The sequence below is a fragment of the Nocardia sp. NBC_01730 genome (assembly GCF_035920445.1).
Lineage (GTDB): Bacteria > Actinomycetota > Actinomycetes > Mycobacteriales > Mycobacteriaceae > Nocardia.
In genome coordinates, this window is record NZ_CP109162.1 from 7,748,736 (window position 1) to 7,774,977 (window position 26,242).

A 26,242-nucleotide genomic window follows, 5' to 3' on the forward strand; every position below is an offset into this window, starting at 1 on the left:
GGTGGAATGGTGCTGTGGACCGGAAACGGCCACGGTCAGCTACCGGTCACGCACTGTTGCCCAGCTACGGGGATGCCGCCGCGCGGCGATCGCAATCAAGCTACGCCTTGATCGGACCGAGAAAGGTCAGATCAGCGGCAGCTCGGCCATACGCGCATCGACCGTCCGTGCGGCCTCGGATCCCGGAGCCCGGACATGTATCAACGTACGGGCGTTGTGCAGTTGGCCAGAGACCCGCGCTGACCCGTTCGCGGCCTCGGCCTCCACACCCTCGAGGATTGCGCTCAGCCCGGCGTCGAGGTCCCCGGCGTCGACGTGGATCGTTCCGAGCAGGATGTGGGACGCTGCGCGGTCTCGGACAGCTTGCAGCCTCAGCGACTCTTCGGCGGCTTCGATCGCTGCGGTGAGGTCACCGATCTGGTGAAGTGCCTTGGCGCGCATACGGGCGACATGTCCCGCTGTGCAGAAGTAGGCCAGTGACTGTTCCGGCGTGCGCGGTGTGGTGACGTCGAAGCGGTCGGCCCGAGTCAGTGCTTGGCGTGTGTCGGAAGCGTGTCCCGCCTTGGCCTGAGCGAGGGCCGTGATGCCGGCTGTGTGCGCGCGGAGTAGCGGATCGCCTGATCGAGAGGCGCGCATCTCGGCCGCGGTTGCCTGGTCGGCGGCCACGGAGGGCTTGCCGACCTCCTCGGTCATCCCGGACCACTCCGCCATTGCCATCGCACCGGCGGCGTCGTCACCGATCTCGTCCGCGGCGTCTCGCGCGGTTTCGAAATGCTCCTCCGCTGAGCCAGTACGCCCCAGGTCGAACAGTTGCCATCCGGCGGAGGTGGAGATCTTGCTGCGAAGCGACTTCAACCGGCGTTCCAGCGGATCCCGTGGTCCGGCGAGCAACGCCTCGGCGATGTCGACCTGGGCGAGTGTTGTGCGGATCGCAGCTTGCGGGCCGAGTAGATCATCTTGAAGCCGAGCTTGGTTCAGCATCGCCTCGATGTTGTCCAACACCGCAGCGTCGACGCGGCGCGGAGTCGCGGCTGCGCGGATTGTGCGTTCGACCTCGTCGGCACTGAGCGCAGCCGTAATCGCTGGCGCTGCTGCCGTGATGACGGCGATTGCTCTCATCAGCTCTCGGCGCTGCACTTCGTCAACCTCCTCGCCGCCCCGATTCCAGCGTAGGGCAGCTTCAACGCCTGTACCAGTTTGCGAGTGTTTCGCTCTCGCCGCGCGAGGGTTGTATAGACCCAGTTCTGTAGCGGTGGCGTCGAAGGTTTGTTCCAAGGCTCGCCGGTATCCCTCTGTCGGCCACCTTGTCACACCGCTCACGAGCCGCCGAATGGCTTCTTCGTCGTACGCACCGGGTTTGCCGGTGATCTGCTCATATGCGGCATTGACCTTGTCGACAACTTCTCGCCGCTTCCAGTCCCGCCGCTCGATCAGCTGTTCGAGCTGGCGATTTCTCCGGTCTCGCGAACTCATCTGATGCCCTTCCCCACATCTATCCAGACAGTAGCGCGAAACGGCACCCCGCAACTTCGTTCCAGGAAATTGCGGGGGGAAGTTGCCCTACCGAGACCAACTCTCGCCGATCAGGCTCAATTGTGCGCCCCGGTGCGGGAATTCGTCTCGCCCGTGACGTTGAAACCGGCCCACCGTCGGGCCGACGCTCGGTGTCAACTGGCAGATCGACCAACCCAACTGTGACGTCTGGCCGATGGCGAACAGCTTCCCGGCGGTGGGCACCGATCAGACACGAACTGAGAGGACAGGCCATGGATTCCGGCGATCCGAACCACAAGCCCACTGCGATATGCCTGGTACGCGTTGACGTGTCGGGGCTCGAATCACCGCGGCATGCAACGGATGCCCGACGTCACGCCCTGCGACTGGGGTATGTCCACCTGTACACGGTGCGCCCACCGGCTGACTACTCCGACCCGATCGGCTACGCACTCGGTATCGCCGCTGGTCTCGGCGTCGCCGCGCTGATCGTGTACGACTTGGCGACCGTCGACAACATGCCGTCGCGGGTGTGCGATGTGTGCGACTTGGAGACGGTGATTCCGCCGCAGACGTGGGCGGCGTCGTTGCCGGGCCTTGTAGACCCGGCGCACCAGCATCCCGATCACCCGCTGACCGTGGCGGAAGCCAAACGAATCATGCAGCAGCACCTCACATGTCGCGCAGTAGAGTGCCCCCGGAAATCCAGCGCATATAGCTGTCTGGTTCGGGCCGGCCAGATTGTGCCACCGGTGGACACGCCGCGCGAGCGGGCCGCCGCCCGCGGGGGTGCTGTTCCCTCCACTCCATGCCGACCTACTGGCTTCAGGCCTCCCGGACACCCGAACACTGCGCGATGTGCTGGACGGTCTCGCCAAGCCGGATGCAGACCCGCCAGCCTTGACCGCCCGTCTCGCACCAGGCCACCACGGATAGTCGGAAGACGGGCAGGCATGGACGGCATTCATTGCACCAATGTCGGAGATCTGCAAGCGATCTGGCGACTGCACAAGCAGCGGGTCATGATCATGCGCGTGCACACAATCCCGGACGGCGAAGCTGTGGTGTCGTTCGATCCGGGCCCGTACCCCGACCTCGCCGAAGCCCGAGAACGGTTCGCGGAGCTCACCCGGCTCTGGGACGCGGTACGGCATGAGTACTGGGCCGAACTCGCTCCGCCCCATCGAGTGCCACGAGGACGATCCGTGACATGAGGGAAAAGGCATCTTCATCTGGTGAAAACCAATGCAACGTCGGTGCGAGCCAAGGAGATGGCGGTACGCGCCGCGAGAGCGGGATATTTCCTGACTTGCAGCCCCGCAGGACCGCGGGTCTGGTCGTTACCGGACACGCCTGATGGCGAGCGTGTGCACTCCGCGCCGACCCTCGATCAGATCGAGAAATTGTTGAACGAATGATGCGGCGTTGGCTCGATGCCGACCGCAGAACAGAAAGGAAGGAACCGTGTCATGGCAGACAGATACGACTTCATTGTGGTGGGCGGCGGTGTGGCTGGCCTGATGACGGCGGCGCGACTGAGCGAGCAGGATACCGCGGTAGCGCTGATGGAAGGCAATCTTCTCGGATCCGGAGCAACGACGCGAAATCACGGCATTGTCCACGGCGGCGCGCTGTATGCGCGGTGGCATCCAGAGGTGACGGCATCGTGCATGAAGGCGCAGGCCGCTTATGGCGCTGCGTTCCCCAAGTGCATATCTGACATCGAAAAGTGCTGGTACATAGGAGCACCCGAGACAATGCGTCAGCATGGCACCTTGTGGGATAAGCACGGCATAGACCACGGTGAGGTGGATCCGTGGCAGGTCCGTGAATTGCTAACAGTGCCTGATTCAATAGCTTTGCAGACCATAGCTGCACGGGAACTGCTCGTCGACACCCATTCCCTCATAACCGATCTGGCGGCCAGGTGTGTAGCGAATGGGGTGGACCTGATCGTCGGGACGCGCGTGTCGCGTGTCGTGGTCGCTGATCAAGTAGTGCGGGGTGTCGAAACCGCCACTGGATTAGTGCAAGCGGCGAACGTCGTGGTGTGCAATGGGATCGGTACACGCGAGGTGCTGGAGCGGTCGAGGTCAATGATTGCCGAGGAGCTGAAGTCCCGGCTGGAAGTCATGATGGCCTTTCCCGGGGCGTTGCCATGCTCGATCATCGGCCTCGAATTCGGGTGGCCAGCCCTGGCGCCGTCGGCCGCTGGTGGCGTGGTGTTGGCGTCCCGGTATGGTGCCCGCCAGCGTTTCGTGCGCGGCCCGGCTCGCTGGCCGGTCCCTGCGACCGAAACAACCGAGCTGACGCGTGAACTCACCGAGTGGCTGCGGCCCGGCCTGGTTGATTGCACCTCTGGTGTCGCATGGGTGTGCAGCAAGACCGAGCATGCGCGCGGCAGCGGCGACCAGTGGGGCACCGAACCGAACTACGCCGTGATCAATCACGACGACCGCGAAGGTATCGCCGGGTTGTGGACGGTCCTGCCGGGCAAGATGACACTCGCGCTGCACGCCTCTCGCGCGGTCGTAGCCGCCGTCACCGGCACCGAGCAACCACTGGCGCTGCCCGCCGAGCACAGCGGCCGTCCCAGCGATGTCTTCGATCTGGTCGACGCGGCACCGTGGACCGCGCACCAGGAAGCGAGCCCCCGATGATCCCACCATTCACCGCCGCGGTACCTGACGATGAGATCGCCACCGTTCTCGCTGCGGCCGAGCAGATCATGCGGGCGGGCCGGCTGGTACTCGGCGCCCACACCGAAGTCCTCGAAACCACTGTCGCCGTGATGGCCGGTACTCGGTACGCGATCGCGGTCAACTCCGGGTCGACGGCACTCGAAATCATCTACAAGACAGTGGATGTGCAGGGACGGACAGTGCTGATGCCGACGAACACCAATTACGCCACCGCCGCTGCCGCCCTGGCAGCTGGGGCGCAGGTCCAGCTCTACGACGCAGGCCTGTATCCCGACCTCGCCGACCTCGAACGGCGGCTCACCGGCGACGTCTCCGCGGTGGTAGTCGTGCACATCGGTGGATACATAACCCCTGACTTGCCGCAGATCATGCAGTTGTGTGAGGCGGCAGGTGTTGCGTTGATCGAGGATGCCGCGCACGCGCACGGCTCCACCTTCGGGGATCGTCCCGCGGGAGGTTTCGGATACGCGGCAGCGTTCTCGTTGTTCGCCACCAAAGTTGTTACCACCGGCGAGGGCGGTGTCATCACCACCGACGACCCGGACCTGGACCGGTTGGCTCGCATCTATCGCAACCAGGGCCACGACGGTGACGGTCGGCATGTGGTGTGGGGAGGAAGCTGGCGGATGACCGAGCTCGGCGCAGTCCTCGGATCGGCCCAGTTCGACCATTTCGACCGCGACCTCATCCAGCGGCGCGCCGTCATCGACCGCTACATCACCGATCTATCCGGCATCGGGCTCGAGTTCCCGGTCCCGCACGGGCAGGTGAGCGGTCACAAATGCATCGCTCTACTCAACTACGGCATAGAACGGGATCACTTGCGCGACAAGGTGTCAGCGGTGGGTGTCGAGCTGGCACGTGGCGTCTACGAGCAACCTCTACACCGCCAGCCAGTCTTCGGCGGTCTGAACATCGGCGACAGCTTCCCGGCCGCGAACGATTTTGCGGACCGTCACATTTGCCTGCCGCTGTGGCGGGGAATGACCGATGACATCGTCGATCGAGTCATCAAGATCATCCGCACATCCGTAGCCGAGGCCGGCCACAAGCTACCGTGATGCTTGGGGTGCGGCTTGGCTCCAGTCGAAGCCGAGTTCGCCCTTGTCGGCGATGATCTGTTCCCACCAGTCGCGGTGCTCGACGTACCAGTTGACCGTGTCTTCGATCCCGGTTGTGAAGTCGTGCGTCGGTTGCCAGCCCAGCTGTGATTCGATCTTCTCCGGATTGATCAGGTAGCGGCGATCGTGATTCGGGCGGTCGGGGATGTGCTCGATCCACGCGCCCGGGTCACGTCCGAGCGTGGTGACGACCATGCGCGCGATATCGAGGTTGGTGACCTCGCAGCGAGCCGAGATGTCGAAGATCGGCAACAAGCCCGGATCGGTGGCCGCCTCCGCCGGGATCGTGTCCAGCTCTGCGTGCAGGACACGATGTACAGCGGCGCAGTGATCGGTGACGTGTAGCCAGTCCCGGCTTTGCAGGCCGTCGCCGTAGACGGGCACCTTGCGTCCGCGCAGGACGCTCGTCACCGCCAGCGGGATCAGCTTCTCCGGTAGTTGATACGGGCCGTAGTTGTTGGCGCAGTGTGTCATCCGGATGTTCATTTCCGGATAGGTCTGCATGTAGGCGCGCACCATCTGATCTCCGGCCGCTTTGGCAGCGCTGTAAGGGGTTTTCGCGTTCAGCGGGGACCGCTCGGTGAACCATTCGTTCCCGGCCGCCAGCTCGCCGTACACCTCGATCGTCGATACGTGCACGTGCGACCGTACCGGGATTAGGCGACTGCACTCGGCCATCACCTGGGCGCCGAGGGCGTTGCTGCGCATGAACGCCGACGGGCCGAGGATCGCACGGTCGTTGTGCGACTCCGCCGCGAAGTTCACGACGAAATCCGGTCGATACCGCCGGTAGACAGCCTCCATCGTTTCCAGCTCGGCGATATCGGCCTGTTCGAAAACAATGCGGTCGGCCACCCGATCCAGGTTCGCCGTATTACCTGCGAAACCGATGTAATCCACCGCCACTACCTCGGCGGCGGGCTCCCACTCCAGCAAACGGTGAACGTAATTCGCTCCGATGAAGCCTGCGGCACCGGTCACGAGGTAGACGGACATGGATGCCGATCGTAGCCGAGAGCCTATTCCGTGACCCGCCTGCCACCATGCCAATTCATATCGGTTCGATGAGACTCCCGCCAGGTTGTGAACCTTGCTGGCTTTACTTGCCCTCCGCAGGTCTAACCCGGCTCTTTCGTGCGGCCGATGTGCTGGCCTGATTGGTGTCTCGCACGACAACGGGAACGCCCCGGTAAACGCCGACGACGACAGTCAGGACTGAGCTCGACGCACGACAACGTCCCCACCGGACTTGGGGCGGCCGTACCAGGAGATGAAATGCCGTACTGGTGCCCGTGATCATCACGGCAGCAAGGGTTTTCATCATTGGGCGACGAATTTCACGCGACGCATCCGGTTGACGGTCGCACGGTCGACGACGACGACGGAGCGGGACCCGTTCGTCGGCAGGCGGCGCTCGATCGTGATCGTCCGCATCAGTCGTCGCCAGCGCCGCACATGCAGTGTGAAGGCCACTCCGTTGACCCGCCGCCCGCGAGCGTACTGACCGGCCCGTGCCACGGTCGCGGGCACGTCGAGCATGATCAGGTGCAGGTCCCGGCCATAGAGCGTCGCCCAGTGCGCGATCAGCGTGCGCGTCCAGCGGAAGGTGGCGCAGTCGTGGATCACGACCGGATCTGTGGTGTCGCGCAACGCGGCATGGATCGCGTGGAAGTGCGCGGCGTGGACCACCGGGCGCCACAGCGGATAAGGCAACCACCAGAGCCTGCGCCGCCAGCGGATGCGCGCCTGGTGCGAGTCGAGCACGGTCGCGCCGTCCGGGCTGTGCCGCGGCGTCTCGACGTCCGAGGCGGCGCCGAAGAACGTGCGCAGCGTGGTGCTCTTGCCTGCGCCAGGGACGCCGGCGACGACCAGCGCCGCCGAGCTCGGGTACCGCAATTCCTCGATCGCGCCACCGCGCAGATCGTGCACGGAGTCCGGCGCCAGGGTGGATACCAGTGGTTCGGCGGAGTGTATCGGCAAAGCTTCGAGCGGGGGGTTCACCCCTTCCAGCGTCCCGAGTCGAGATTCGTTGGGCAACAGGGAGAACCCTGGGATTTCACTGAGATTCACCGGAGGAGGAGCGCCTGGAGTATCCACCTTGTCCAGGGTCCCCAGTTCGGCGCTATCCGGCAATATCAGGCATTTGGACATACTCTGGCTCATGCGCGTTTTCGGCCTGCCGAGCGTGCGCGAAGATGCATACGTTCACCCTGGCTGCCGAAAAGGCTCAGGATTTCCACGGGGCCCCGGCCCGCGCTGCCGAACCAATGTGGTTGGCGGGTATCGAATTCCGCGGCCTCGCCGGGGCCGAGTATCAGGTCGTGCGCGCCGAGCACCATCCGGAGCCGCCCGGAAAGGACGTAGAGCCACTCGAAGCCCTCGTGCACCTTCGGGTCGGGTTCGGTGCGGTCGGCCGGGATGATCATCTTGAAGGCCTGCAGCGGCCCCGGTTGTCTGGTGAGTGGAACGATGGTGAGCCCGTTGATCTTGCGCGCCGTGGTGTGCACCCGCGGGTCGGCGATCTTCGGTGCGGCGACCAGTTCGTCCAGCGGCACCTGGTGTGCCATGGCGATCGGCAGCAGTAGCTCCAGGCTGGCCTTGCGCTGGCCGGATTCCAGTCGCGACAGTGTGCTCTTGGAGATTCCGGTGGTCTCCGCAAGCGCTGTGAGCGTGACGTCGCGGCGGGTACGCAGCGCTTTGAGTCGTGGGCCGATGTCGGCGAGTGCCTGGGCGACGGTGGGTTGGGTGGACATGTCTCCAGTGCACCCCCAATTCCCGAAATCAGCAACCTTTGTTGCCGCTTCGGCGAAGCGGCGGCAGGCTGTCGGCGGAGGTGATCGCCGATGAGCGAGCGAACAATGAACACAGCCGAGTTCTCGGTCATGGTGGAGCCGAGCGCTAGCGAGGTGGAGGCATGAGCGAGCGTAGCGAGCGAACAATGAACACAGCCGAGTTCTCGGTCATGGTGGAGCCGAGCGCTAGCGAGGTGGAGGCATGAGCGAGAGATATGACGTGGTGGTCGTGGGTGGCGGCGCGGCGGGACTGTCGGCGGCGCTGGTGCTCGCCAGGGCGCGACGACGGGTCGCGGTGGTCCGTGGCGGTGCGCCGCGCAACGCGCCCGCCGAGCACATGCACGGGTTCCTCTCCCGCGACGGGATGCCGCCGGCGGACCTGCTGTCCGTGGGCGCGGACGAGGTGGCGGGCTACGGCGCCGAGCTGATCGACGACGTCGTCACCGGCGCGGGGCCGGGCTCGGCGCACGACGGATACCCGATCCGGCTGGGTGGTGGCGGGGTGCTACGGGCCCGCCGCGTGCTCGTCGCGACGGGGCTGCGCGATGAACTGCCGGAGCTGCCCGGCGTGCGCGAACGATGGGGCGTCGACGTGCTGCACTGCCCGTACTGTCACGGCTACGAGGTCCGTGACCAGCCGATCGGAGTGCTCGGCGGGAGGGGGCCCGGCGCGCTCGACCGCGCGGTGCACCTGGCGCTGCTGCTCCCGCAGTGGTCCCGCGACGTGGTCTTCTTCCCGCACACGATGACCCTGTCGGACACCGACCGCGCCCACCTGGACGCGCGCGGGGTGCGCGTGCTCGAGGGCGAGGTCGCGCGGTTCGCCGTCGACGGCGGTCTGCGCGGCGTCGAACTGGCCGACGGGCGGGCGGTGCCGCGGACTGCGATGTTCGTGGCGCCGACCTTCCACGCCAACGACGACGTGCTGGTCGCCATGGGCTGCGCGTTCGACGACACCGGTTGGGTGGTCACCGACCCGTCCGGGCGCACCAGCGTCCCTGGCGTGTGGGCGGCAGGCAACGTGAGCAACCCGGCGGCTCAGGTGATTTCCGCGGCGAGCGCCGGTTCGACCGCCGCGATCGCGATCAACGGTGACCTGGTGCTGGCGGACACCGCCGCGCTCGCGGCAGCTCGATAAAGAGAACCTTGCGGGTAGAAAATGCCGGAAACTGAGAATTGGTTATGGATTACGGGGCCGCCCCTGGAGCGACGGTAAAGTGTCAGGCATAGGCGGAGTCTTCGGTGTCCCTCATCCACCGAAGACCCGCCTTTCTTTGTCTCCAGCTCGGAAAGTCGCACGTCGATCGGCAAAAAGGAACCCTCGCCGACTGGGTCGCCGATGCTCACCGATGGAAGGCTCCGACCCATGTCGGGCGGCAGCGGTGCCCGATTCGGACGACACCGCGACCGGCGCCCCTCGCGCACGCACAGCCCGAACGGACGACGCCCGAGCGGAGCGGGATCGACCGACCTGAAGTGCGCGGATCGGCGCGCTTTAGAATCGCGGGGTGACCAGCGCAGCCCCTGACAATACGCGTAATCGTGCCGATGCCCTCCCCAAGAGCTGGACCCCCAGCGAGGTGGAGGCCGAGATGTACGAGCGCTGGGTAGCCGCCGGCTATTTCACCGCCGACACGTCCAGCGGCAAACCCGCATACTCGATCGTGCTGCCACCGCCCAACGTCACCGGCACGCTGCACATGGGTCACGCGCTCGACCACACCCTGATGGACACCCTCTCGCGCCGCAAGCGCATGCAGGGTTACGAGGTGCTCTGGCTGCCCGGTATGGACCACGCGGGTATCGCCACCCAGTCCGTGGTGGAGAAGCAGCTCGCGGTGGACGGCAAGACGAAAGAAGACTTCGGCCGCGAACTGTTCATCGACAAGGTGTGGGACTGGAAGCGCGAGTCCGGCGGCGCCATCCAGTGGCAGATGCGCGCGCTCGGTGACGGCGTCGACTGGAGCCGCGACCGCTTCACCATGGATAAGGGCCTGTCGCGCGCCGTGCAGACCATCTTCAAGCGGCTCTACGACGCGGGCCTGATCTACCGCGCCGAGCGGTTGGTGAACTGGTCGCCGGAGCTGCGCACCGCCATCTCCGACATCGAGGTCAAGTACGAGGACGTCGAAGGCGAGCTGGTCTCGCTGCGCTACGGCTCGCTGATCGACGACGAGCCGCACGTGATCGTGGCCACCACTCGGGTGGAGACCATGCTCGGCGACACCGCGGTGGCCGTGCATCCGGAGGATCCGCGCTACCGGGCGCTGATCGGCACCACCCTGGAACACCCGATCACCGGGCGGCAGATCCCGATCGTCGCCGACGACTATGTCGATCCCGAATTCGGCTCGGGCGCGGTGAAGATCACACCGGCGCACGACCCCAACGACTTCGAAATCGGTTTGCGCCACGGTCTGCCGATGCCGACCATCATGGACGAGCGCGGCCGGATTACCGGCACCGGAACCGAATTCGACGGCATGGACCGGTTCGAGGCGCGCGGCAAGGTCCGCGAGCGGCTTGCGGAAGAAGGCAGGGTCGTCGCCGAGAAGCGGCCGTACGTGCACAGTGTCGGGCATTCCGAACGCAGTGGCGAGCCGATCGAGCCCCGCCTGTCCATGCAGTGGTGGGTGAAGGTGGAATCGCTGGCCGAGGCCGCAGGCGACGCGGTGCGGGGCGGCGACACCGTGATCCACCCGAAGAGTCAGGAGCCGCGCTGGTTCGCGTGGGTCGATGACATGCACGACTGGTGCATCTCACGCCAGCTGTGGTGGGGCCACCGTATCCCGATCTGGTACGGCCCCGAGGGCGAAGTGGTGTGCCTCGGCCCCGGCGAGCAGGCACCCGAGGGCTGGGTGCAGGACCCGGATGTGCTCGACACCTGGTTCTCCTCCGGTCTGTGGCCGTTCTCGACCATGGGTTGGCCGGACGCCACCGACGAACTCGAGAAGTTCTATCCCACAAGCGTTCTCGTCACCGGCTACGACATCCTGTTCTTCTGGGTGGCGCGGATGATGATGTTCGGCACCTACGTCGCCGACGATGCCGTGCTGACGGCGGGCAAGGCCGGCGCGCGCCAGGTGCCGTTCAAGGACGTGTTCCTGCACGGCCTGATCCGCGACCAGTTCGGCAAGAAGATGTCCAAGTCGCGTGGCAACGGCATCGACCCGCTGGACTGGATCAACGCCTACGGCGCCGACGCCCTGCGCTTCACCCTCGCGCGCGGCGCGCAGCCGGGCGGCGACCTCTCGGTCGGCGAGCCGCACGCGCTCGCCTCGCGCAGCTTCGTGACCAAGCTGTTCAACGCCACCAAATTCGCGCTGATGAACGGTGCGCGGGCCGACGACCTGCCGGACCGCGCGCAGCTCACCGACGCCGACCGCTGGATCCTGGATCGGCTGGAAGAGGTTCGCGCCGAAGTGGATTCGGCGTTCGACAGCTACGAGTTCGGCAAGGCGTGCGAGGCGCTGTACCACTTCGCGTGGGACGAATTGTGCGACTGGTACCTGGAGTTGGCCAAGGTGCAGTTCGCCGCCGACGGCGCGCGCGCCGACGCGACCCAGTTGGTGCTCGGCGCCGTGCTCGACGCGGTTCTTCGCCTGCTGCACCCGGTCATCCCGTTCGTCACCGAGACGCTCTGGCAGGCGCTGACCGGCGGCGAGTCGGTGGTGGTCGCGCCGTGGCCGCAGACATCCGGCGTTCCCGCGGATCAGACCGCGGCCCAACGTATTTCGGACGCGCAGCGGTTGATCACCGAGATCAGGAGGTTCCGCAGCGACCAGGGCCTCGGCGACAAGCAGAAGGTGTCGGCCAAGCTGATCGGTGTGGACGGCGCGGACCTGAGCGCTCTGGAGGCGTCGGTGGCGAACCTGGCCAGGCTTACCGAGCCGGGTCCGGATTTCGCCGCGACCGCGTCGCTGGAGGTGCGGCTCAGCGGGGCTACGGTGACCGTGGAGCTGGACACCTCCGGCGCGGTCGACCTGGACGCCGAACGACGTCGCCTGGAGAAGGACCTGGCCGCCGCGGAGAAGGAACTCCAGGGCACCGCCGCCAAACTCGGCAATGAGGCGTTCCTGGCCAAGGCGCCCGAGCACGTCGTCGACAAGATCAAGAGCAGACAGCAGGTCGCCGCCGCCGAAGTGGCGCGCATCGGTGCCCGCCTCACCGAGCTGAGCGGCAAATGAACAGCGAGCCGGAGCCGCAGTACGGCGACGACGAGCTCCGTGGCGATGGCGCGCGGCTGAACTACGGCCCCTCGCCGGTGGAAGTGGCCGAGATGGCGCTGGTCGAGGCAGAGCTCGACCGGCGCTGGCCGGAGACCAAGATCGAGCCGTCGCTGACCAGGATCGCCACGCTGATGGACCTGCTCGGCTCGCCGCAGCAGAGCTATCCGGCGATCCACGTCGCGGGCACCAACGGCAAGACCTCGGTGACCAGGATGATCGACGCGCTGCTCACCGCGCTGCACCGGCGAACCGGCCGGATCACGAGCCCGCACCTGCAGCTGGCTACCGAGCGGATCAGCATCGACAACGCGCCGATCTCGCCGGCCGAATACGTGCAGAACTACCGTGAGCTGCTGCCCTATGTCGAGATGATCGACAAGCAGTCGGCCGCCGCGGACGGGCCGGCCATGAGCAAGTTCGAGGTGCTCACCGGCATGGCATTCGCGGCCTTCGCCGAGGCGCCGGTCGACGTCGCGGTCGTGGAGACCGGCATGGGTGGCACCTGGGACGCCACCAACATCGTCGACGGGCAGGTGGCGGTGATCACGCCGATCGGCTTGGACCACACCGACTACCTAGGCCCCGACCTGGCGTCCATCGCAGGGGAGAAGGCCGGGATCATCAAGCGCGCGCCGGAGGGGTTGATCCCGCGCGACAACGTCGCGGTGATCGCGGAGCAGGAGCCCGAGGCGATGGAGGTTCTGCTGCGCCGCGCCGTCGAGGTGGACGCCGCGGTCGCGCGCGAGGGCGCCGAGTTCCGGGTGCTCGCCAGGCAGATCGCGGTGGGCGGGCAGCAGCTCGAATTGCAGGGCCTCGGCGGCGTGTACGACGAGATCTTCCTTCCGCTGCACGGCGAGCACCAGGCACACAACGCGGTGCTCGCGCTCGCCGCGGTGGAGGCGTTCTTTGGCGCCGGTGCCCAGCGGCAGCTCGACGTAGACGCCATTCGCGCGGGTTTCGCGAGCGTGACCAGCCCAGGCAGGCTGGAGCGAATCCGCAACGCGCCGACCATCTTCATCGACGCCGCGCACAACCCGGCGGGCGCGCGTGCGCTTGCCGCGACGCTTACCACCGAGTTCGACTTCCGCAAGCTGGTCGGGGTGGTCGCGGTGCTCGGCGACAAAGACGCCGACGGCATCCTTACCGCGTTGGAGCCGGTGTTCGACGAGATCGTCGTCACCAGCAACAGCTCGCCACGCGCGATGGACGTGGAGACGCTCGCCGATCTCGCGGTGCAGCGGTTCGGCGACGAACGGGTGGTCACCGCGGCGACCCTGCCCGACGCGCTGGAGACCGCGATCGCGCTGGCCGAGGAGAGCGGCGAGCAGGGCGAAATGGTGTCCGGTGCGGGTGTCGTGGTGACCGGCTCGGTGGTGACAGCGGGTGCGACGCGCGCTCTGTTCGGAAAGGACCCGGCATGAGCGTCGGGCCTGGAGGCGGCAGCTTGTGTAACCACGGAGGGCCCCGCGATTGCCGAGGTGGATACAGCATGAGCGTCGGGCCTGGAGGCGGCAGCTTGTGTAACCACGGAGGGCCCCGCGATTGCCGAGGTGGATACAGCATGAGCGCGCGAATGCCCAGGAGGACACAGCATGAGTGAACCCGCCGACCATGGTGAGCGGCCGGCGCCGCCGCCGGCCACCGATCCGTGGAAGGGCTTCCGCGGGGTGATGGCGGGCACGCTGGTGCTCGAGGCGATCGTGGTGCTGCTCGCGCTGCCGGTGGTCGCCGACGTCGGCGGCGGGGTGACCTGGCTGTCGGGCACCTATCTTGTGGTCCTCGCGGTGGTGATGTTCCTGGGCGCCGGGCTGCAGCGCCGCTCCTTGGCGATGCCGTTCAACCTGGGCCTGCAGGTCTTCGTCCTGCTCGGTACGTTCATCCACGTCTCGATCGGCGTCGTCGGTGTGGTGTTCGCCGTGGTCTGGGGCTTCATCCTGGTGCTTCGTGCCGACGTGCGGGGTCGGATGGAGAAAGGGCTGCTGCCGAGCCAGCGCATCCCCCGCTCGTGAGCTCGGTCATGTGTTGATTCGGTGATCCCGCTGTGCTGCGGGCATGGCGTGGTTGTCGCACGGTGGTGGATTCGCTGACCGCTGGTTCGGTACCCGGACGGGCGCCCGTTAGGCTGTGCGCCGTGACTGAGCAGACGTTGGTACTCATCAAGCCGGATGGTGTGGCCCGTGGCCTTGTCGGCGAGGTGCTGGCACGGGTCGAGCGCAAGGGGCTGAAGATCGTCGCCCTCGAGCTGAAGCACGTGTCCGAGGACCTGGCCAGGGGCCACTACGCCGAGCATGCCGAGAAGCCGTTCTTCGGTTCCCTGATCGAGTTCATCACCTCCGGCCCGGTGGTCGCGGCCATCCTGGAGGGCCCGCGCGCCATCGCGGCGTTCCGACAGATCGCCGGCGGCACCGACCCGGTCGAGAAGGCGGTGCCCGGCAGCATTCGCGGAGACTTCGCTCTGGAAACCCAGGAGAACCTGGTGCACGGGTCTGATTCGCCGGACTCGGCCAAGCGTGAGATCACCCTCTGGTTCCCTGAGCTTCCGGCCTGATCGCAGTCCTCGATCGTCGTGTTCGTGGCGGCAGGGAGCAGGGCGAACGTGTTCCGGGCAGGACGGAGCCGAGCGCCGATGGCGAACGCCCGGCGCCCGGTGTGGGATACTGGCATCGGCTGCACTCGACGCCGACTGTTCGCGCAGGTGCGCGCACGAGAGGCGGCGATCGCAGCCGGATGACACCACGGTTCGATGCCGATCATCGCTGCCATGGACAAACAGCCCGTTGCGGGGCTCGCTGTTCGCGTCGGCACGCTGGATGAGCGCTCGATCCGCGGAGTTCAGCCATAGAGCCAGGCGCCGCGTGACCAGTTAGCCCGAACAACGAACACATAGGTGATAACCGGGCACGCGGGGCGAGACCACTTGACCTCGCGCCACTGGGCGTGGGGCGAACAGACAGCGCCCCCGCGCCGGCCGCGTCACTCCCACCGGGAGGGACGCGCCCGGGGGCCCGAGGAGACTTTCGTGGCCGATCAAGAGCCGCTGGAAACAACATCACAGGATGCCGAACAATTGCCGGAGCGAATCCGAGTTCACGCACTAGCCAAGCTGCTGGGGGTGACGAGCAAGCGCATCCTGGCGAAACTGACCGAGCTGGGGGCGGACGCCCGCAGCGCACAATCGAATGTCGACCGTGCCGTAGCCGAGTCGGTGCGCGACGCTCTGGTTCCGGTCGAGGGAGAACCCCCGGCCGAGCCGCCCGCGCCGGCGGATTCTGCCGTGCGAGCGAGCGACACCGAACCGGCGCCCGCCACCCCCGCGCGACAACCGCGGGCCGAGGAGTCTTTCGCTCGTCCCGGCGTCGTCTTCTCCGCGCCGGACGCGCCCATCCACGGGCAGCAGCCGGAGACGGCGAGCGGCCCGGCGCACCAGCCGTCGGCGCAGCTGTTCACCCACCCGGTGCGACAGGAGCCGGAGCCCGTCGCCCCCGTGGTGTTCGAGTCCGCCGGCGTCGTGCAGGCGCCACTGTTCCTTTCCCCGGACGCCGCGGCCGTCGAGCAGGCGCGCAGGCAGCGCCGCGCGGAACGCGAGGCCCGCCGCGTCGAGGAGCCGACTCCGGAGCCCGTCGAGGACGAGACTGAGGTCACCGAGGACGACCACGAGCCGTCGGAGCAGCAGGACGACGGCGAGGGCCAGCCGCGCCGCAGGCGTCGTGGCCGCCGTGGCCGTGGCCGCGGGCGCGGTGAGCAGCACTCCGACGGCGACGGCGACGAGATCGATTCCGATGCCGAGGACGAGCAGACCGCCGAACAGGCCGAGTCTTCGGATTCTTCGGATTCTTCGGAGACCGCCGACTCCGAGGACGAGGACGGCGTGCCGGAGGGTGCGAGTCGTCGTCGCAGGCGCCGCCGCCGTCGCAAGGTGGCGGGCGAGTCCGGCGAGAACGAGCCCTCCGAGGACGATCCGCCGAACACCGTCGTGCACGAGCGCGAGCCGCGCAACAAGAGCCGCGGCCGCGTCGTCGTCGACGAGGTGCAGGGCATTACCGGTTCGACCCGGCTGGAAGCCAAGCGTCAGCGTCGCCGCGACGGCCGCGAGGCAGGCCGCCGCCGCCCGCCGATTCTGACCGAGTCGGAGTTCCTGGCCCGCCGCGAGGCGGTGGATCGGGTCATGGTGGTGCGCGAGAAGTCCTTCCCGGAGCACCCGACCGCCACACAGGTCGCGGTGCTGGAGGACGACATCCTCGTTGAGCACTTCGTCACGAGCACCGGCTCCGCGTCCATGGTCGGCAACGTCTACCTGGGCAAAGTGCAGAACGTGCTGCCCAGCATGGAGGCAGCGTTCGTCGACATCGGCCGCGGCCGCAACGGCGTGCTCTACGCCGGTGAGGTGAACTGGGAGGCTGCCAAGCTCGGCGGCAGGGAGCGCAAGATCGAGCAGGCGCTCAAGCCGGGCGACCAGGTGCTGGTACAGGTCAGCAAGGACCCGGTCGGTCACAAGGGAGCCCGTCTCACCACCCAGATCAGCCTGGCCGGACGCTTCCTGGTGTACGTGCCGGGTGGCACCTCCACCGGGATCAGCCGCAAGCTGCCCGATACCGAGCGCAAGCGGCTCAAGGACATCCTGCGCGACATTGTCCCCGCCGACGCCGGTGTGATCATCCGCACCGCGTCCGAGGGCGTCAGCGAGGCCGAGCTGGCCCGCGACGTGGAACGGCTGCAGGCGACCTGGCGCACGATCGACAAGCAGGCGAGCAAGGACGGCGGCGCGCCGAAGACGCTCTACGAGGAGCCCGACCTGCTGGTCAAGGTCATCCGAGACCTGTTCAACGAGGACTTCTCCAGGCTGGTCATCGAGGGTGACCGGGCGTGGGGCACGGTGGAGAAGTACATCGGCACCGTCGCACCGGACCTGCTCGCGCGAGTCTCTCGGCACGAGAACAACGGCGTGGACGTGTTCGAGACCTACCGGATCGACGAACAGCTGGCCAAGGCGCTTGATCGCAAAGTGTGGCTGCCCTCCGGCGGCACCCTCGTGATCGACCGCACCGAGGCCATGACGGTGATCGACGTGAACACCGGCAAGTTCACCGGCTCCGGCGGCAGCAACCTGGAGGAGACGGTTACCAGGAACAACCTGGAGGCTGCCGAGGAGATCGTGCGCCAGATGCGGCTGCGCGACATCGGCGGCATGATCGTCGTCGACTTCATCGACATGGTGCTCGAGTCCAACCGGGACCTGGTGCTGCGCCGCCTGACCGAGGCGCTCGGTCGCGACCGCACCCGTCATCAGGTCTCCGAGGTCACCTCGCTCGGCCTGGTGCAGATGACCCGCAAGAAGCTCGGCACCGGCCTGGTCGAGGCGTTCTCCACCACCTGCGAGCACTGCCACGGCCGCGGCATCCTTGTGCACGCATACCCGGTGGAGCCCGGCTCCGGCGACGAGAATGCGGGGCGAACCCGCGAGAGCGGTTCGCGCAGGCGCCGTGGCCGGGACAAGGGTGCGGCGAATGCCGCGCAGGCTCCGGCCGCGAACGGCGCCGCCCCCGTGCCGGAGCACGCCGAGGAGGATGCGGCCGTCAAGCGGGCGCACCCGGTCGCGCTGGCGATGGCGGCGCAGCACACCGAGGACGCCGAGCTGGAGGAACCGCCGAAGCGGGCCTATGAGCCGGCCGACGCGGCGCAGTCGGTGGTCGCCGAGCCCGCCGCGAGCGAGACCGCGCAGGCGGTCGAGACCGCGGCTGACCAGTCCGACGTGGCTGCCGAAGGTGACGTCCTCGCTGAGACCGAGACCGAGACCGAGACCGAGGTCGCGGAGACGGTCCATGCCGCGGTGGCGGTGCCCGCCGAAGAGCCGGAGACCGAACCCGCCGAAGTCGTCGAGGTTGTCGAGGTTGTCGAAGAGGTCGAGCCCGCACCGGCCCCGGGGTCGCCCGCCGCGTCCACGGCCAACGGGGTTTCGGAAGCGGCGGCCCGTCCGGCCCGTCGCCGCAGGGTTGCTCGTTCGGCTGCCGCGCCCGCCGCGGACAGCTCCGGCGCGGTGTTCGTGCTGCCCACCGTGGAGCAGGCGCCCGCGCCCGCCGTCGACTACACCGAGCCGGAGCCGGTCGAGTTGCCGCAGCGCAGGAGGCCGCGCAGGCGTGCGGTCGGCCGCGCGGCGGGGGCGCCCGACGCGTCGCAGTAAGTTGTCGTGCATGTCCACGTGGCCCCGTCGGTGTAATCGGCGGGGCCACGTGCCTGCCATGACAGCGAATTCACAGCGTCGACAGGGCGGGCACCAGGGCGCCGGTTTGGTTGTGGCGGTGGGCGTCCTGTAATCTTGGACAGTCGCTGCCCGGTGACAGCATGTTCTGTCTTCGTGGCCCCGGTTCTCGCAGTTCGATACGGAGAGCCACCAGGCGCCGAGGCGGCGGCGATTACCAGACGAGTTGTGTGGCGGTCTCCGGTGGCATCATCCGGCCGGAGAAGCTGCCGCGTGAGCAAGTGCCGAGCACTACAGGAAGAAGGGCAGCCGACCGATGGCAACGTACGCGATCGTCAAGACCGGCGGAAAGCAGTACAAGGTCGCGGTCGGTGACCTGGTGAAGGTCGAGAAGATCGAGGGTGCGCCGGGCACCGCTGTGGCACTGGATCCGGTCCTCGTCGTCGATGGCGCCGAGCTGACCACCGACGCCGCGAAGCTGGCCGAGGTCTCGGTGGCCGCCGAGGTGGTCGAGCAGACCAAGGGCCCGAAGATCCGCATCCACAAGTTCAAGAACAAGACCGGCTACCACAAGCGCCAGGGTCACCGTCAGCCGCTGACGGTCCTGAAGGTCACCGGCATCAAGTAAGACACCCCGAGGAGATTCAGCTATGGCACACAAGAAGGGTGCATCCAGCTCCCGGAACGGACGCGATTCCAACGCCCAGCGACTCGGCGTCAAGCGCTTCGGCGGCCAGACGGTCAAGGCGGGCGAGATCCTGGTGCGTCAGCGTGGCACCCACTTCCACCCCGGCGTGAACGTCGGCCGTGGCGGTGACGACACCCTGTTCGCCCTTGCGGCGGGCGCGGTCGAGTTCGGTAACAAGCGCGGACGCAAGACCGTCAACATCGTCGTCCCGGAGCCGGTTCAGGCCTGACCGCCTCACCACTTCCGGACAACAGCGAGCGGGTCAGGGTCTCGAAACCCTGGCCCGTTTTTCGTGTTTCCGAACGACCAGCCCGAAGTACGACCAGTCCCGAAGGAGGATGATTCGGCGTATGTCCAAGTTCATCGACCGTGTCGTACTGCATGTGCGTGCGGGGAAGGGTGGCCACGGCTGCTCCTCGGTGCACCGCGAGAAGTTCAAGCCGCTCGGTGGACCCGACGGCGGTAACGGCGGCAACGGCGGAGACGTGATCCTCGAGGTCGACTCCAACGTGCACACCCTGCTGGACTTCCACTTCCACCCGCACGCGAAGGCGGGCAATGGCAAGCCGGGCGAGGGCGGGAATCGCGACGGCAAGCAGGGCGCCGAGTTGGTGCTGAAGGTGCCCGACGGCACAGTGGTGCTCGACGACGACGGCAAGGTGCTGGTCGACCTGGTCGGTGCGGGCAACCGCTTCATCGTGGCCCGTGGTGGCCGCGGCGGGCTCGGCAACGCCGCGCTGGCGTCTAAGGCGCGCAAAGCGCCTGGTTTCGCTCTGCTCGGGGAGGACGGCGAAGAGAGCGACCTGGTGCTCGAGCTGAAATCGGTCGCCGACGTCGGGCTCGTCGGCTTTCCTTCGGCGGGAAAGTCGTCGCTGGTCTCGGTGCTCTCGGCGGCGAAGCCGAAGATCGCGGACTACCCGTTCACCACGCTGGTGCCGAACCTCGGCGTGGTCGCCAGCGGCGACACCACCTTCACCGTCGCGGACGTGCCCGGCCTGATTCCGGGTGCCAGCGAGGGCCGCGGTCTGGGCCTGGACTTCCTGCGGCACCTGGAGCGCTGCGCTGTGCTGGCCCACGTGGTGGACTGCGCCACCCTGGAGCCGGGCCGCGACCCGGTGTCGGATGTGGACGCGCTGGAAGCCGAACTGGCCGCCTACAAGCCCGCGCTGAGCGCCGATGCCGGTCTCGGTGATCTGGCCGACCGCCCGCGCGTGGTGATCCTGAACAAGATCGACGTGCCGGACGCCGCCGAGCTCGCCGAGATGGTGACCCTGGAGTTCACCGAGCGGGGCTGGCCGGTGTTCGAGATCTCCGCGGTGAGTCGGGCCGGCCTGCGCCCCTTGACCTTTGCCCTCGCCGATCTGGTGCGCCGATATCGCGAGGAGCATCCGAAGGCTGCGCCCAAGCGCCCGGTCATTCGCCCGATCGCGGTGGACGAGACCGGATTCAGCGTGCTCGCCGACCCGGAGGAGCCCGGCGGCTTCATCGTGCGCGGTACCCGGCCCGAACGCTGGGTGCACCAGACCCAGTTCGACAACGACGAGGCCGTCGGCTACCTGGCCGACCGGCTCGCCCGCCTCGGCGTCGAGGACGAACTGGTGAAGCTGGGCGCCGAGCCCGGCGCGCCGGTGACCATCGGCGACGTGACCTTCGAGTGGGAGCCGCAGATCTCGGCGGGCATCGATATGGTGCCCACCGGTCGCGGCACCGACATCCGTCTGGAGCAGTCCGACCGGGTGGGCGCCGCGGAGCGCAAACACGCGTCCCGGGTGCGCCGCGGGTTGGTGGAAGAGGACGAGGAATAGGACGTGTACGTCGGTCGAGTCGCCCCGCGGGCAGGATGTGCGCCGCGACCGGCGGGTTCGATCGGCTACAGTCCGGTTCGGGTCAGGGCATCCGCGGGGACTGCCGTGGATTCGATTGTGGTGCAGGGAGTTCGGTGGCGATGCAGGTGAGTTCGAGTACTGCCGAGGCGGATTCGGCATCGGGCCTGAGTGTGGCCAGGCTGGCGATCGCGTCGGCGCGCCGAGTGGTGGTGAAGATCGGTTCGTCCGCGCTGACCAGTCTGAAGGGCGGGCTGGATACCACGCGGCTCGATCGGCTCGCGGACGCGGTCGAGGCGCGCATGCGCGCGGGCTCCGATGTGGTCGTGGTGTCGTCGGGTGCCATCGGCGCGGGCATCGCGCCGCTGGGGCTGAGCCGTCGTCCGCGCGACCTGGCTACCAAACAGGCCGCCGCGAGTGTCGGGCAGCTGGCGCTGGCGCACGCTTGGGGTACGTCGTTCGCCCGTTACGGCCGAACCGTCGGCCAAGTGCTGTTGAGCGCCGATGACTTCGCCCGCCGCGAGCGCCACCGCAACGCGCAGCGCACCCTCGACCGCCTCCGTTCCCTCGGTGCGGTCGCCGTGGTGAACGAAAACGATACCGTCGCAACGGAAGAGATCCGCTTCGGCGACAACGATCGGCTCGCCGCGCTGGTCGCCCACCTGGTCGGCGCGGACGCGCTCGTGCTGCTGTCCGACGTCGAGGGCCTCTACGACGGCGACCCGCGCAAGGGCGCGGCAACCCTCATTCCCGAGGTCCGCAGCAGCGCCGATCTGGACGGCGTGATCGCGGGCAGTGGCGGCGCGCTCGGCACCGGCGGCATGGCGTCCAAACTGTCCGCCGCCCGGCTCGCCGCCGACGCGGGTGTGCCCGTCCTGCTGGCCGCTGCCTCCTCGGCCGCCACCGCACTGACCACCGGCACCGTCGGCACCGCCTTCGCCGCACGCCCGGTTCGCCTGTCCGCCCGCAAGTTCTGGGTCCGGCACGCGGCTGACAGCCGCGGTGCGCTGCTCATCGACGACGGCGCGGTGCTGGCGGTGGCGGACCGGCGCCGGTCGCTGCTCGCCGCGGGTATCACCGGCGTCCGCGGCCGCTTCTACGGCGGCGACGTCGTCGACCTGGTGGCTCCCGACAATCGCATCGTCGCCCGCGGCGTCGTCGAATACGACAGCACCGAACTCGCGGGCATGCTCGGCCGCTCAACGGCCGAACTGCCGGACACCATGCAGCGCCCGGTCATCCACGCCGACGATCTGGTCAAGGTGTAGTCGCACAGCTCCTTCGCGGTCGTCGAGGCGAGGCCGCGGTTCTCCTGTGGGCGCCGGGCGTGTACATCCTGCCCGGTCCACAACCAGGCGAGAAGCCGAACACGATAACTGGGCACCGCTGTCGGCCGTGCAGGCGGACATGCGCCGCATCTTGGGGTCGATCCCGGATCCGTAACATGTTGCGGCGCAGCGGTTTCGCGGCGGTCGAAGAGCTGGCCGCGCTGACGGAGGCGTGTGCCGCGAATCGGCCGTCTTGGCATGGGTTTTCGTCGTTGGTTGGTAGCATGCGAATGGCTGCCCGGCCACTACGTCGGCGACAGGTAAGGGGCGTTGATGGAAGTGGAGGATGTCCACCACTCATACGGCAAGCGGTCGGTGCTGCGTGGCATCGACATCGTGTTGCCTGCGGGGGCGCTGGTGGGAATCGTCGGTGAGAACGGGGTGGGCAAGTCGACGTTGTTGAAGGTTCTTTCTGGAGGGCTGCGACCGGACCGGGGGGTGGTCCGGCACCGTGGGCGGTTCGGTTACTGCCCGCAGCAGGTGATCCTGAACGACGCGTTCACGGTTCGCCAGCACCTGGACTTCTTCGCCGCGGCCTATGCGATCCCGGACTTGCGGCGGGCCGAGGAGACCATGGAGATCTTGCGTTTCTCCGAGTACGCCGGTGAGCGGGTCGCGGCGCTGAGCGGCGGCACGCGCCAGAAGCTCAACCTGACGCTGGCGGTGATGCACGACCCCCAGGTTCTGCTGCTCGACGAGCCGTACCAGGGTTTCGACTGGGAGACGTATCTGCGTTTCTGGGATCTGGTCGCGGATTTCCGTGACACCGGCCGGTCGGTTCTGGTCGTCTCGCATCTGGCCCACGACACCGACAAGCTGGATCAGGTGTGGCGGTTGCACGACGGCGTCCTAGAAAGCAGACAGGAGAAGGTCGGATGAGCGAGGGTGTGCGGCTGTTCGTGATCGCCACCCGCTACGGCCTCATCGAGCATGCTCGTAACCGGTTCGCCATGCTGTTGGTCGCAGTCTTCGTCCCCATATTGATCACTCTGGTGCGTGTGGCCGTCACGGACATCGAGGTACCGTTCCGGCTTCGGGACACCGGTCTGGTTCTGCGTGCCAACGGCAATGAGCTCGCTCAGATCAGCGTCGCCGTGATGGCGGTGTCACTGATCATCGGGTTCATGATGTTCGCGGCGACTTTCAGCAGCGGAGCATTCGACCGGCGACTGTCGATGGCCGGCTATCCCCGGGTTGCGCTGGGTATGGCGAAGATCGCCTGCCTGGTGGTGGCCTCGGTAGCGGTCAGCGCGTACGCCACCGCGATCATCTGCTGCTACTGGTCGCCTCGGCAGCCTGTCCTGCTCGCGACGGCGCTTTTCTGCGCAGCGATGACCTACGGGGCGCTGGGCGTCGCTCTCGGCGCGCTGCTGCGCCGCGACGTGGAGGGCATGTTCGCCCTCGCGATGATCAGCGCCATCGACCTGGCCGTGCAGAACCCCATCGCCAGCGCTGGGGCGGACAGCGATTTCGTGCGCTGGCTGCCCTCCTACGGGGCAATGCAGGCTTCGACCGCGGCCGGTTTCTCCGACACCACACTATTCGCGGGTTTCGCCGTGCAACTGGCCTGGTTCACCGCGACCGCCCTCGTCGGACTGGTCGCTTTCCATCTGCGCACCCGCTCGTCTCTTCGGTCCGCGATGTGGATCCGCATCCCAGGACCTCGCATCCCAGGAGCGGCGAGGTCCGGACAGCCGGCGAAGCAGTGAAGGGTGTGTCCCGCGCGACCGGCCACGGCGGAGATCGCGCGGGACACACCCTGATTTGCCGGCTGGCGGGGTTTACGGCGCGGTAGGAGCCGGTTCGGTGGCCGGGTAGTAGTAGATCTCACGGCGCAAGCGTTCCAAGTCCGGCACCGCAGAAACCGCGGAACCGGAGGTTTCCTCGTACCGATCGCTCTCACGCGCCCAGAGCCCTACGTTCGTCAGGTTCACATATATCTCCGCGTAGTCCTTCCCCTTGCCCGACAGGCCGGGAAGCACGCGGAGGAGCGCGGGGATGTAGCGGATCAGCGCCTGAAGCTGGGCGCGCTGATCCGCCACTTGGCGCTGCAACTGCTCGACGGCTTCGCCGCGGGTGCAGCCGGTCTCATGACAGACCGCCCTGACCAGGTTGTAGGGGACTTGGTCTGCCTCGTCCTGATCCAACCCCACCAGGTCGTTCTCCACGAAGGTCACCCAGAAGGCGAGTTCCTCGAGACGGCGGATCACGGGGTGGTTGCGCAGCGTCGAGGGCAGTTCCCGGTTCTGGTGCACCTCCATGGCGGAGAGGGCGGTGTCGATCCCACTGGTCGACATCCGCAGCGGCAGGTAGTCGGCTGTGGGCGGGATGTAGCCGTTGATGCGATGGTGCGCTTCGCGTTCGCAGGCTACGCACCACTGCTCGAGGTTGTCGAGGAACTGCTCCTGCCAGCGGGCGGTCCGGCCCTCGCGCAGACGCGGCCACAAACTCGCCCACGACGCCGGGATCGCGCCGGGCCTCCACGGTTTCTCCGGGTCCTGGCGGAGCGTTGCCACCATGCCACGCCTCAGCGCGGTCACGACTGCCGGGTCGGTCAGCTGCGGATCCTCGAACAGGTCGTCCCACGCAAGGAGCAGCACGGCCATGCGGTAGGCGGTCTGTTCAACGGCCGCGTCCGCTGCTGGGGCCCAGCGTCGCGGGATCCGGATCGCTCCTGTCCACCGGTGGTAGTCGGCCTCGTCCGAGGTGAGGGCAAGGCCGGTGTCCACCATCCAGCTTTTCAACGATTGCGCGACCTGCGGCGGGAACGCATCGCTGTGAGCCCCGGGTGGCTGTGTCGAGGGTCGGTGGACCGCGGGGCCAGGAGTTCGCCGGTCGAGTATGGATCGGGTGTAGGCGGTCATCGCGTGGCGGGCGCCCGGTGCAACGGCCACGGCGGCGAGCTGACCGGCGGCCTCGTCCATGAATTCCTCGGCCCTCGCTTGTGCTTCGTCCACGGCGCCAGAGGCGATGACGAGCTCGTGGGCATGTGCGGCTTGCTCACGCGTCATTGTTCTGCACAGCATGTTGGCAAGGTCTTGGTCGCGGGCTGCGGCACGGATCACGGGAAGTGTGTAGATGCCCTCGGGTAGATCCGCGTTGACCGGTTTACCCGCTTCTTCGGCGGTCGAGGTCAAGTCGAGGATGTCGTCATACAGCTGGTAGGCCAGTCCGAACTGTCGACCGAACCCGGCCAGCGCTTCTTCCTCAGCCTCGGAGCGGCCGGCTTGCATCGCGCCCAATCGGCATGCCAGCGACAGCACCGCCGCGGTCTTGCCGTCGATCGCGTCCAGGTAGGACTGCTCGCTGCGGGAGGCCACATACTGGTCGGCGGCCTCGATCACCATGCCCGCGCACATCTGCTCGCCCGCGATCGCCCCCGCGAGAACTTCTCGCTGGCCGAGTTCGGCCAGCATGCGCACGCTCGTGAGCATCACGGAGTCCCCACCCAATACGGCCATATGCGATCCCCACACTACGTTGGCGCTGGGACGGCCGCGACGCTCGTAGGCGTGATCGACGACGTCGTCGTGGTAAAGCGAACCCAGATGCAGCAACTCCACGGCGGCAGCGGCGCGCACCGCCCGGTCGTCGGCCGGGACCGTGGGATCGGTGAGCAGGTAGTACGACAGCAACGTCAACGTGGGGCGGACCAGGCGGCGAGAGGTGTCGGGTCCCTCGTCTGTGAGTGCGGCCAGTTCGGGCCTGGCCGGCAATTGCACGGGTCCGAGAACCTCGCGGACGCGGTCCAGGTCCGCATTCAGATGCGGGAAGACCGCGGAATCGATTTCACGTGGCACGTGGGCACTCCTGACTGGTTACATCGGACATCTATAACACCGTCGAACAGTGGAATTTGACAGTATTTG

General features: G+C 67.3%; 20 protein-coding genes. 15 read left to right on the top strand and 5 right to left on the bottom strand.

The annotated features are described in order from the left end of the window. Positions 1–126: 126 nt before the first annotated feature. A complete protein-coding gene (locus OHB12_RS32205; protein ID WP_327113696.1) occupies positions 127–1,119 on the bottom strand; it encodes a hypothetical protein in 993 nt (330 codons plus the stop codon). 1,328 nt (positions 1,120–2,447) lie between these two features. Between OHB12_RS32205 and OHB12_RS32210 the strand changes: the two genes are divergently transcribed. The 3 genes from OHB12_RS32210 to OHB12_RS32220 all read left to right on the top strand — a co-directional run bounded on the left by OHB12_RS32210 (position 2,448) and on the right by OHB12_RS32220 (position 5,257). Further along, positions 2,448–2,708 (top strand): hypothetical protein, encoded by a 261-nt coding sequence (locus OHB12_RS32210; protein WP_327113698.1) that lies wholly within the window; start codon positions 2,448–2,450, stop codon positions 2,706–2,708. Positions 2,709–2,963: 255 nt separating this feature from the next. Next, positions 2,964–4,154, top strand: coding sequence for an NAD(P)/FAD-dependent oxidoreductase (locus OHB12_RS32215; protein WP_327113700.1), 1,191 nt, complete (start codon positions 2,964–2,966; stop codon positions 4,152–4,154). After that, a complete protein-coding gene (locus OHB12_RS32220) occupies positions 4,151–5,257 on the top strand; it encodes a DegT/DnrJ/EryC1/StrS family aminotransferase (RefSeq protein ID WP_327113702.1) in 1,107 nt (368 codons plus the stop codon). Before OHB12_RS32215 ends, OHB12_RS32220 begins: the two co-directional genes overlap by 4 nt. On the opposite strand, the gene OHB12_RS32225 is transcribed toward OHB12_RS32220, so the two are convergent. From OHB12_RS32225 to OHB12_RS32235, 3 genes are all read right to left on the bottom strand, one after another. Continuing rightward, positions 5,249–6,313 carry a dTDP-glucose 4,6-dehydratase gene (locus OHB12_RS32225; protein ID WP_327113704.1) on the bottom strand — a complete coding sequence of 355 codons (1,065 nt, stop codon included), beginning with the start codon at positions 6,311–6,313 and terminating at the stop codon, positions 5,249–5,251. The two genes, OHB12_RS32220 and OHB12_RS32225, sit on opposite strands and share 9 nt — an antisense overlap. A gap of 324 nt (positions 6,314–6,637) precedes the next feature. Then, a complete protein-coding gene (locus OHB12_RS32230) occupies positions 6,638–7,468 on the bottom strand; it encodes an AAA family ATPase (protein WP_327113706.1) in 831 nt (276 codons plus the stop codon). An 8-nt stretch (positions 7,469–7,476) separates the two neighbouring features. Next, entirely contained in the window at positions 7,477–8,070 is a 594-nt protein-coding gene (locus tag OHB12_RS32235; RefSeq protein ID WP_327113708.1) for a helix-turn-helix domain-containing protein, read from the bottom strand. Positions 8,071–8,311: 241 nt separating this feature from the next. Between OHB12_RS32235 and OHB12_RS32240 the strand changes: the two genes are divergently transcribed. From OHB12_RS32240 to OHB12_RS32295, 12 genes are all read left to right on the top strand, one after another. Then, entirely contained in the window at positions 8,312–9,247 is a 936-nt protein-coding gene (locus tag OHB12_RS32240; protein ID WP_327113709.1) for an NAD(P)/FAD-dependent oxidoreductase, read from the top strand. A 370-nt stretch (positions 9,248–9,617) separates the two neighbouring features. Next, entirely contained in the window at positions 9,618–12,296 is a 2,679-nt protein-coding gene (locus OHB12_RS32245) for a valine--tRNA ligase (protein WP_327113710.1), read from the top strand. Continuing rightward, entirely contained in the window at positions 12,293–13,759 is a 1,467-nt protein-coding gene (gene folC / locus OHB12_RS32250; RefSeq protein ID WP_442799894.1) for a bifunctional tetrahydrofolate synthase/dihydrofolate synthase, read from the top strand. Before OHB12_RS32245 ends, folC begins: the two co-directional genes overlap by 4 nt. A gap of 171 nt (positions 13,760–13,930) precedes the next feature. After that, positions 13,931–14,347 carry a DUF4233 domain-containing protein gene (locus OHB12_RS32255; RefSeq protein WP_327113712.1) on the top strand — a complete coding sequence of 139 codons (417 nt, stop codon included), beginning with the start codon at positions 13,931–13,933 and terminating at the stop codon, positions 14,345–14,347. Positions 14,348–14,469: 122 nt separating this feature from the next. After that, positions 14,470–14,886 (top strand): nucleoside-diphosphate kinase, encoded by a 417-nt coding sequence (gene ndk / locus OHB12_RS32260; RefSeq protein ID WP_327113714.1) that lies wholly within the window; start codon positions 14,470–14,472, stop codon positions 14,884–14,886. A 471-nt stretch (positions 14,887–15,357) separates the two neighbouring features. Next, a complete protein-coding gene (locus OHB12_RS32265; RefSeq protein WP_327113716.1) occupies positions 15,358–18,516 on the top strand; it encodes a translation initiation factor IF-2 N-terminal domain-containing protein in 3,159 nt (1,052 codons plus the stop codon). Positions 18,517–18,850: 334 nt separating this feature from the next. Beyond that, positions 18,851–19,162, top strand: a complete 312-nt coding sequence (gene rplU / locus OHB12_RS32270; RefSeq protein ID WP_043688633.1) for a 50S ribosomal protein L21 — start codon at positions 18,851–18,853, stop codon at positions 19,160–19,162. 22 nt (positions 19,163–19,184) lie between these two features. Beyond that, positions 19,185–19,451: a 50S ribosomal protein L27 gene (gene rpmA / locus OHB12_RS32275; protein WP_327113721.1), complete on the top strand. Its 267-nt coding sequence runs from the start codon at positions 19,185–19,187 to the stop codon at positions 19,449–19,451. A gap of 121 nt (positions 19,452–19,572) precedes the next feature. Next, positions 19,573–21,027 (top strand): GTPase ObgE, encoded by a 1,455-nt coding sequence (gene obgE / locus OHB12_RS32280; RefSeq protein ID WP_327113723.1) that lies wholly within the window; start codon positions 19,573–19,575, stop codon positions 21,025–21,027. A gap of 185 nt (positions 21,028–21,212) precedes the next feature. After that, positions 21,213–22,313 (top strand): glutamate 5-kinase, encoded by a 1,101-nt coding sequence (gene proB / locus OHB12_RS32285; protein WP_327121669.1) that lies wholly within the window; start codon positions 21,213–21,215, stop codon positions 22,311–22,313. Positions 22,314–22,646: 333 nt separating this feature from the next. After that, positions 22,647–23,252 (top strand): ABC transporter ATP-binding protein, encoded by a 606-nt coding sequence (locus OHB12_RS32290; protein WP_327113725.1) that lies wholly within the window; start codon positions 22,647–22,649, stop codon positions 23,250–23,252. Next, positions 23,249–24,082 (top strand): hypothetical protein, encoded by an 834-nt coding sequence (locus tag OHB12_RS32295; protein WP_327113727.1) that lies wholly within the window; start codon positions 23,249–23,251, stop codon positions 24,080–24,082. Before OHB12_RS32290 ends, OHB12_RS32295 begins: the two co-directional genes overlap by 4 nt. A 72-nt stretch (positions 24,083–24,154) precedes the next feature. Here the strand turns inward: OHB12_RS32295 and OHB12_RS32300 are convergent, their stop codons facing one another. Beyond that, positions 24,155–26,173 carry a polyprenyl synthetase family protein gene (locus OHB12_RS32300; protein WP_327113729.1) on the bottom strand — a complete coding sequence of 673 codons (2,019 nt, stop codon included), beginning with the start codon at positions 26,171–26,173 and terminating at the stop codon, positions 24,155–24,157. Positions 26,174–26,242 lie beyond the last annotated feature (69 nt).